Below are 8,358 nucleotides of genomic sequence, written 5' to 3'. Positions count from 1 at the left end.
CTCAGCCCGCAACGGGCGCGCCCGGTCGGCATTGGTGACCGGTTCGGCCGGATACCCCTGCGCGGCAGCCGCGATCTCCTCAGTATCCAACTCCAACCACGGCAACGTGGTCGGCAGGACCTCGCGGGTGTCGGCCACCGTCAGGCCCAGCACGGCCCGCGAGTCCGCGATCATGTGCTGCACGCGGTCGGCGGGATAGTTGGGGTCGACGGGCACGAAGCCCGCCCCGGTCTTGGCGACCGCCCACACCGCCACCACCGACTCCAGCGAGCGGCGGATACCGACCGCGACCAGATCCTCCGGGCCGATGCCGCGGGTGATGAGCAGGCGCGCCAGCCGGTTCGACCGCTCGTCGAGTTCGGCGTAGCTCAGCGCGGCCAGGCTGCGGTCGGCGTCGGCGACCGTGACGGCGAGGCCGCCCGGATTGGCCTCCACCGCGGTCGCCAGCAGCTGCGGCAGTGTCGGAATGTGGGGTCCACGGCGGGTCCGGGTGGGACGTACGCGAGCCGTGCGGGTCATGCGGCCACCGCCACGAGCTCGATCTTCCGGTCCCCGACCACCCGAATCATGCAGCCTGTCCTCATCCTGTCCGTCATTGCCCATACCGCCGCGTGCACCGACATTGTTCATCGGGTTCACGCAGGCCGCGTTACTCGACCCTGCTGGTGGCAGGGCTGTCGATCCCCCTCGGAGGGACCGGTCACGCGCACTTCCCCAAAGGAGTATTCAGTCCTGCGGGCGGGAGGGCCACTCCGGGCCGCTCACCAGGTGCTCATCGGGCGGTGGCGGCCCCCGGTACGGCGACGACGGTCAGACCCGACCACCGCGCGGGGACGGGCAGCCCGTCCACCACGAGGGCGGTGAGATCGTCCAGTTCCGCGGGGTCCGGCCCGTCGAGCCGGGCCCGGTCCGCGAACAGGTGGGTGACCCATTCGTCGGCGAGGGTCTCGGCGAGATCGGCTCCGGCGTCCGCCAGGACCATTGACGCCCCGACGCCGCCGGCGGCGATCGGTTCGATGAGCGCGAAGGGGTGATCCGCCAAACCAGACCAGTAGGTGCGTGATTCGAAGGTGAGCTCGGACTCGGCCCGCACCCGATCCACCATGGCCGCGACCTCGTCGTAGCTCAGCGACGCCCGGCCCGGCGCCGCGAAGGCGGTGTCATCGCCGCGCAGCGCGCGAATGCGGTGCGCGTAGGTGACCGGCCGGGCCGATTCGGTGGCGACCTCGGCGGCCACCGCGGGATCGTCCAGGGCGAGCCAGTCGATGCCGGGCACGGCGGCCGGTTTCCCGGTGGTCAGGCCCACCTTCACATCCAGTCCGCTGGGTGGCAGCCGGTCCAGACCGGCCAGCGGCACGACTGCCGCACCGGTCTTGAGCACGGCCCAGGTGGCCACGGCCAGGTCGGCTCCCCGCTCCAGCCGCACGGCGACGCCGGTGCCGGGCCCGCACCCGCGCCCGATCAGGAACCGGGCCAGCCGAGAGGAACGGGCGTCGAGGTCGCGGTAGGACTCCGTCTCCTCACCCCGGACCAGGGCGGGACCGTCGGGGTCGTCCTCGACCGCGGCGGACAGCGACTGCGGCAGCGCCGTGCCGTGCGCGGTGGCGGTCACCGCCGGGACGGGCGCGGGCAGCGCCCGGACGCGGGCGCGCTCGGCCGGGCTCAGCAGGTCGATGTCGCCCACCGGCATATGCGGATCGGCGGCCACCGCTGCCAGGATGCGTACCAGGCGCGCGCCCAGGACCTCGATGGTGGACTCGTCGAAAAGCTCGGTGGCATAGGAGAAGACGACGGCGAGGTCGCCGGGGGCGCCGTCCGCCGCGGGCGGCCCGGCCTCGACGCCGATCTGCAGGTCGAACTTGGCGGCCTCCAGCGCCGCGTCCACCCCGGAGACCGACAGGCCGGGCAGCTCGAGCTCGGCCACCTCGTTGTGCTGCAGCGCCAGCACCACCTGTAGCAGCGGATCGGCCTGGCCGCGGCCGGGCGCGACCGCCTCCACCACGCGCTCGAACGGCACGTCCGCGTGGGCGAAGGCCGACAGATCGGTTTCGCGGGCGGTGGCCACCAGATCGTCGAAGGAGGCGGCGGGATCGACCGTGGTGCGCAGGGTGAGGGTATTGACGAACATGCCGACCAGGCCGTCGAGCACCTGCTCGCCGCGGCCCGCGATCGGGGTGCCGACGACGATGTCCGGGCTACCCGACTGCCGCGCCAGCAGGACCGCGACGGCCGCGTGCATCACCATGAACAGTGACGCATTGTGGCGGCGCGCAATGCGATTCAACTCGGCGTGGATCTCGGCGGGCACCACATAGTCGACCAGCGCCCCCGCCATGGACGGCACCGGCGGGCGGGGCCGGTCCAGCGGCAGCAGCGGCCGCGCGGGCAGACCGGCGAGCTGTCCGCGCCAGTAGTCCACCTGCGCCGCGGCGACGGAGTTCTCGTCGGTGTCCGAGCCGATCACCGCGTGCTGCCACAGCGCGAAGTCCGCGTATTGCACGGGCAGCGGCGCCCAGCCGGGCGTCTCGCCCGCGGCGCGCGCGGTGTAGGCCATCATGAGATCGCGAGCCAGCGGCGCGAAGGAGGCGCCGTCGGCGGCGATGTGATGGGCGACCAGGATCAGCAGGTAGTCGTCGGGCGCGTCCCCGGTGAGCAGTCGCATGCGCACCGGAACCTGGTGCGCGACATCGAATCCGGCGTAGATGAGCTCCTGCACTCGCGCGCCGATGTCGCGGGCGCGCTCCATCTCGAGACCACCCGCCAGCGCCTCCGCGACCGAGAGCACCTCCTGATAGGGAGCGCCGCCGGGACCCGATTCCGGGTAGCGGGTACGGAGCACCTCATGGCGGGTCAGGACGTCCTCCGCGGCCCGTGCCAGCGCGGGCACATCGAGGGTGCCGGTGAGGCGGATGACCATCGGGATGTTGTAGGCCGGAGACTCCGGGTCCAGCTGATTGAGCACCCACATGCGCTGCTGCGCAAGGGAGAGCGGGACCCGCGCCGGCCGGTCCCCCGCCACCAGCGGCGGACGCGCACCCGTCGCGGCTCCCGGCACGATCCGGGCGGCCAGACCGGAAACCGTTGCGGTCTCGAAGAGTTCGCGCACCGAGACGGTGGCTTCCAGCGCTTCATTGATTCGCGAGACCGCGCGGGTGGCGATGAGCGAGTTGCCGCCCAGTTCGAAGAAGTCGTCGTCCGCGCCGACCCGGTCCGCGCCGAGCAGATCCGTGAAGACGCCCGCCACGATCTCTTCGATCGGGGTCGAAGGCGCGCGGAATCGCCGGGGCTCGAATACCGGGGCGGGCAGTGCCCGGCGGTCCAGCTTGCCGGAGACATTGAGCGGGAAGGCATCCATCACCGCGATCGAGGAGGGCACCATGTAGGCCGGAAGCAGCTGCGTCAGAGCGGCTCTCACCAGCGTGGGATCGACCTCCGCGGCGGGTTCGCGGGCCACGTAGCCGACCAGCTGCTCACCGCCCTGCGCGTCGGCGCGCACCACCACGACCGACTGGGCCACGCCGGGCTGGGCCAGCAGCGCCGCCTCGATCTCCCCCAGTTCGATGCGCAGGCCGCGCAGCTTCACCTGGAAGTCGGTGCGGCCCAGGTATTCCAGTTCGCCGTCGGCACGCCACTTCACGAGATCGCCGGTCCGGTACATGCGCGCCCCATGACCGAACGGGTCGGCGACGAACCGTTCGGCGGTCAGGTCCGGGCGGGCCACGTAGCCGATGGCCAGCTGGTCACCGGCGAGATACAGTTCGCCCGCGACGCCGGGGGCGACCGGCCGCAGGCGCGAATCCAGCACGTAGAGAGCGGTATTGAAGACCGGACGGCCGATTGGCACCGACGCCGTATCGGCATCGGTCACCTCGTGATAGGTGACGTCGACCGCGGCCTCGGTCGGACCGTAGAGATTGTGCAGGCGGGCACCGGTCAGCTCCCGCAGGCGCTGCGCGGTCGGCGCGGGTAGTGCCTCACCCGAGGCGAACACTGTGTTTAATTTGCCTCCGCTGCGCTCCGGCGGGTTGCTCTCACCCAGTGCCGCGAGGAATACCGAGAGCATCGACGGCACGAAATGCACCGTGGTGACACCCTGTTCCGCGATCACCTGGGCCAGGTACACCGGATCGCGGTGCCCGTCCGGGGTGGCGAGCACCAGGCGCGCGCCGGTCTGCAAGGGCCAGAAGAACTCCCACACCGATACGTCGAAGGTGGCCGGAGTCTTCTGCAGCACCACATCCGCGTAGGTCAGGCGGTACTGCGCCTGCATCCAGACCAGCCGATTGACGATGGCGGCGTGGCTGACGGCCACACCCTTGGGCCGCCCGGTCGAGCCCGAGGTGAACAGGACATAGGCGGGGTGCCCCGGCCGCAGCGGACGGGTCCGTTCGGCGTCCGAGATCGGCCCGCTCGCCCACCGGGTCCGCGCCCGCTCCTCGGCCTCCTCGACGAAGAGGGCTCGAATGGCGCTCCCGTTGCCGAAGCCGTCGCGCCGGGTGGTCAGCACCAGGCGCGGCCCGGCGGTGCCGAGAATGTGCTCATTGCGGTCGAGCGGCTGTTCGGGGTCCAGCGGCAGGTAGGCGGCGCCGGTCATGAGGACCGCGTACATGGCCACCACCAGGTCGGTGGAGCGCCGGATGGCCAGGGCCACCGAGGTTTCCGGCCCGACCCCGTGACTGTCGATGAGTTCGCGGGCCAGCCGGCGGGCGCGGTCGGCCAACTCCCGATAGGTGAGGCGCTCGTCCGCGCAGACCAGCGCCACGGTGTCCGGGGTGTCGGCGACCTGCGCCTCGAACATCGAGATCAGGGTCGGCGCACTGCCGTTCGGCAGGCCGGCCGCGGCGGTGACATCGAAGCCGGTCGCGTTCCACTCGGTCAGGACGCGGTGGCGTTCCTCGGCCGCGAGCAGGTCGAGATCCCCGACGGGTGCGCCCGGGTCGGCCGCGACCAGTTCCAGCACGCGGGCGAAGCGGCGGGCGAAGGACGCGATGGTCGGCTCGTCGAAAAGGTCCAGCGCATAGGAGAATTCGGCCGCCATGCCGGTGCCGTCGCCGCGCTCGTCCACCGTCTCCTGCACGGTCAGCTGCAGGTCGAACTTGGCGAAGGGCACCTCGAGGTCGGTGCCGGAGACGGTGAGCCCGGGTAGCCGGAATTCGGCGGGCGCCAGGTTCTGGAACGAGAGCATCACCTGGAACAGCGGATTGCGCGCCTGCGAGCGGGCCGGGTCGAGCAGGTCCACCAGTCGTTCGAAGGGCACGTCGGCGTGGCCGAAGGCGCGCACGTCGGTGTCGCGCACCAGGTCCAGCAGGTCGGCGAACCCGGCGGCGGGATCGACGTCGGTGCGCAGCACGAGGGTATTGACGAACATGCCGATGAGGTCGTCCAATTCGGCCTCACCGCGCCCGGCCACCGGCGTGCCCACGGCAATGTCCCGGGTGCCGGACAGCCACGCCAGCAGGACCGCCAGCGCCGCGTGCACGACCATGAAGGTGGTGCCGTTGTGGCCGCGGGCCAGCCGGCGCACGGCGGCGTACACGTCGTCGGCGAGTTCGAACCGGTAGATGCCGCCTCGATACGAGGCGACCGGCGGGCGCGGGCGATCCGACGGCAGCACCAGTTCGTCGGGTAGTTCGGCCAGCGTCTCGCGCCAGAAGGCGATCTGCCGGGCCAGCGCGGAGTTCGCGTCGTCCTCGGCGCCGAGTGCCGTGCGCTGCCACAGGGTGTAGTCGGCGTACTGCACCGGCAGCGGAGCCCAGTGCGGCGCGGCCCCGGAACTGCGGGATACGTACGCGGTCACCAGGTCCCGGGTGAGCGGGCCCATGGAGAACCCGTCGGCGGTGATGTGGTGGACCACGCCGACCAGCACCTGCTCACCGGGCCCGAGACGCAGCACCCGCAACCGGATGGGCGGGGCGGCGGTGACGTCGAAGCCCGTCCCGCCCAGTGCCATCACTCGCGTGGTCAGCTCCGCGGCATCGAGGTCCTCGACCGACAGGTCGGGTATCGCACGGGGATCGGTGAGCGGAAGCACCTGCTGATAGCCCTCGCCGTCCACCTCCGGATAGACGGTGCGCAGCACCTCGTGCCGCTCGACCAGGTCCCGGACGGCGGCGCGCATGGCCTCGAGGTCGAGTTCGCCCGAGAGCCGCACCGCGAGCGGCACATTGTCGACCGCGCTGTCGGGTGCGAAACGATTGAGGAACCACATGCGCTGCTGCGCGTAGGACAGCGGCACGCGATCGGGCCGCGGCCCGGATACCAGTGCGGGGGCGGTGTTCCCGGTCGCCTCCCCGGCCAGCAGCGCGGCCAGCTCGGCGACGGTGGACGCCTCGAAGAGCACGCGGACCGGAACCCGCAGGCCGAGCGCCGTGCCGATGCGGGCCACGGCCTGGGTGGCCAGCAGCGAGTTGCCGCCCAGTTCGAAGAAGTCGTCGTCGGAGCCGACGCGCAGCGGTTCGGCGCCGGGCGGGGTGAGCAGGCCGGAGAAGACCTCCGCGACAGCGGATTCGGCAGCGGTGGCGGGCGCGCGGAAGGCCCGGGTGGTGAAGACCGGCTCCGGCAGCCGCTCGCGGTCGACCTTGCCGACCGGGGTCAGCGGGATCTCGTCGAGCACCATGATGGCGGCGGGAACCATGTACGCGGGCAGGGATTCTCCCGCGAAGGCCGCCAATTCCGCGGTGTCCAGGGCGGTTCCGGGGCTCGGCAGCACATAGGTGACCAGGGCGGCGGCGCCGGTGGGCAGGGTGGTGCCCAGGGTGACCGCGAAGTCCACGCCGGGGTGTGCGGTGAGGGCGCTGTCGATCTCGCCGAGTTCGATGCGCAGACCGCGGATCTTGACCTGGAAGTCGGTGCGGCCGTGGTGTTCGAAGTTCCCGTTCTCCAGGCGTTTGACCAGGTCTCCGGTCCGATACAGCCGCTGCCCGGGTTCGCCGTAGGGTCCGGCGACGAAGCGTTCCGCGGTCAGCACGGGCCGGTTGAGATAGCCCGCGGCCAGTACCGGCCCGGCCAGATAGAGTTCGCCGATCACGCCGGGCGGCACCGGCCGCAGGCCCGCGTCCAGCACGTACGCGCCGATGCCGGGCAGCAGGGTGCCGATGTGCGTGCCGCCGCCGGGTGGCAGCGCCGCGGTTCCGGTGGACAGCGCGGTGACCTCGGTCGGGCCGTATTCGATATGGAAGTCGCGGTCGGGGGTGATCCAGCGGTCCACGAGGGCGGGCGGCACCCGCTCGCCGCCGCACATGATGGCGCGCAGGTCCTCGGGGACAGCCGGATCGAGCGATTCCAGCACCGCCGGCGTGATGCAGATGTGGGTGATCCGCTCGCGGCGGAGCAGCTCGGACAGCTCGTGGCCGCCGAACACGTCCGGCGGCACCACGACCAGGGTGGCGCCCGCGGTGAAGGCGTACAGCATCTCCACGATGGAGAAGTCGAAGCTCGGGGTGGTGAGCTGGGTGATGCGGGAATCCTCCGTCACCGCACGGCTTTCCCGGCGGGCGGCCAGCCCGGCCAGCCCGGAGTGGGTGACGGCCACGCCCTTGGGCTTGCCGGTCGAGCCCGAGGTGTAGATGACGTAGGCCAGGTGCTGCTCGGTCAGCGGCCGGGTGCGGTCGGCATAGGAGATCGGGTGCGCGGGCCGGGCCGCGATGCGCTCGGCCCGGGTGGGATCGTCGAGTTCGATCCAGTAGGCGGCGGTCCCCAGCCCGGCCCGGTGGGTCGCCAGGGTGACACCGAATTTCGCGCCGGAGTCGGTGAGCATGTGCTCGATCCGGTCGCCCGGATAGGTCGGGTCCACCGGCAGATAGGTGGCGCCGGTCTTCACGATGGCCCACATGGCCAGCACCGATTCCACCGAGCGCGCGATGGCCATGGCCACCACGTCACCTGGGCCGATGCCCAGGGCGATGAGTTCGCGCGCCACCCGCGAGGACTGCTCGTCGAGCTCCCGATAGGTGAGTTCGCGCTGGTCGGAAGGGTTTCCGGTGGGATTGAAGCTGATGGCGACGGCATCGCCGGCGGATTCGACTGCCGCGGTGAGCAGCTGGCCGAAGAAGGGGCTGCCGGACCGGCGGCGTCTGCTCCCACGGACTGATCTACGAGTTGTATCCATCCGTGTTGTCCACCTCACACGTCCAGCCAGCCACACACGTCGAATTTCTTCGACAGCCCGGGCCGACAAAGCCGACGCGCCCGGGCGAACCGGCACAGCATAGCCGCGCGCAGCAGCTACGGCGGCTCGAACTGGAGGGACTATCGGCGGCCCGGCCCCGGCGTTGCACCGTGTGACCTGCGCCATAGCGATTGCTGTTCGCTACTACTCGCGCCGCCGGGAGGTGGCTCCGGCGGCGCGAGCACGGCCCG

General features: G+C 71.5%; 2 protein-coding genes. Both read right to left on the bottom strand.

Annotated elements, in window-relative coordinates; translation table 11 throughout:
* The coding region (locus ABZ909_RS15180) for an AMP-binding protein (protein WP_356999216.1) at positions 1 to 519 on the bottom strand (519 nt) is incomplete at its 3' end.
* Between the two features lie 253 nt (positions 520 to 772).
* Complete coding sequence (locus ABZ909_RS15175) at positions 773 to 8,107, bottom strand: amino acid adenylation domain-containing protein (protein WP_356999214.1); 7,335 nt, start codon at positions 8,105 to 8,107, stop codon at positions 773 to 775.
* Between the last annotated feature and the right edge of the window lie 251 nt (positions 8,108 to 8,358).

The organism is Nocardia sp. NPDC046763 (assembly GCF_040645495.1).
Taxonomy (GTDB): Bacteria; Actinomycetota; Actinomycetes; order Mycobacteriales; family Mycobacteriaceae; genus Nocardia.
This window is presented reverse-complemented; position numbering and strand designations above follow the sequence as displayed.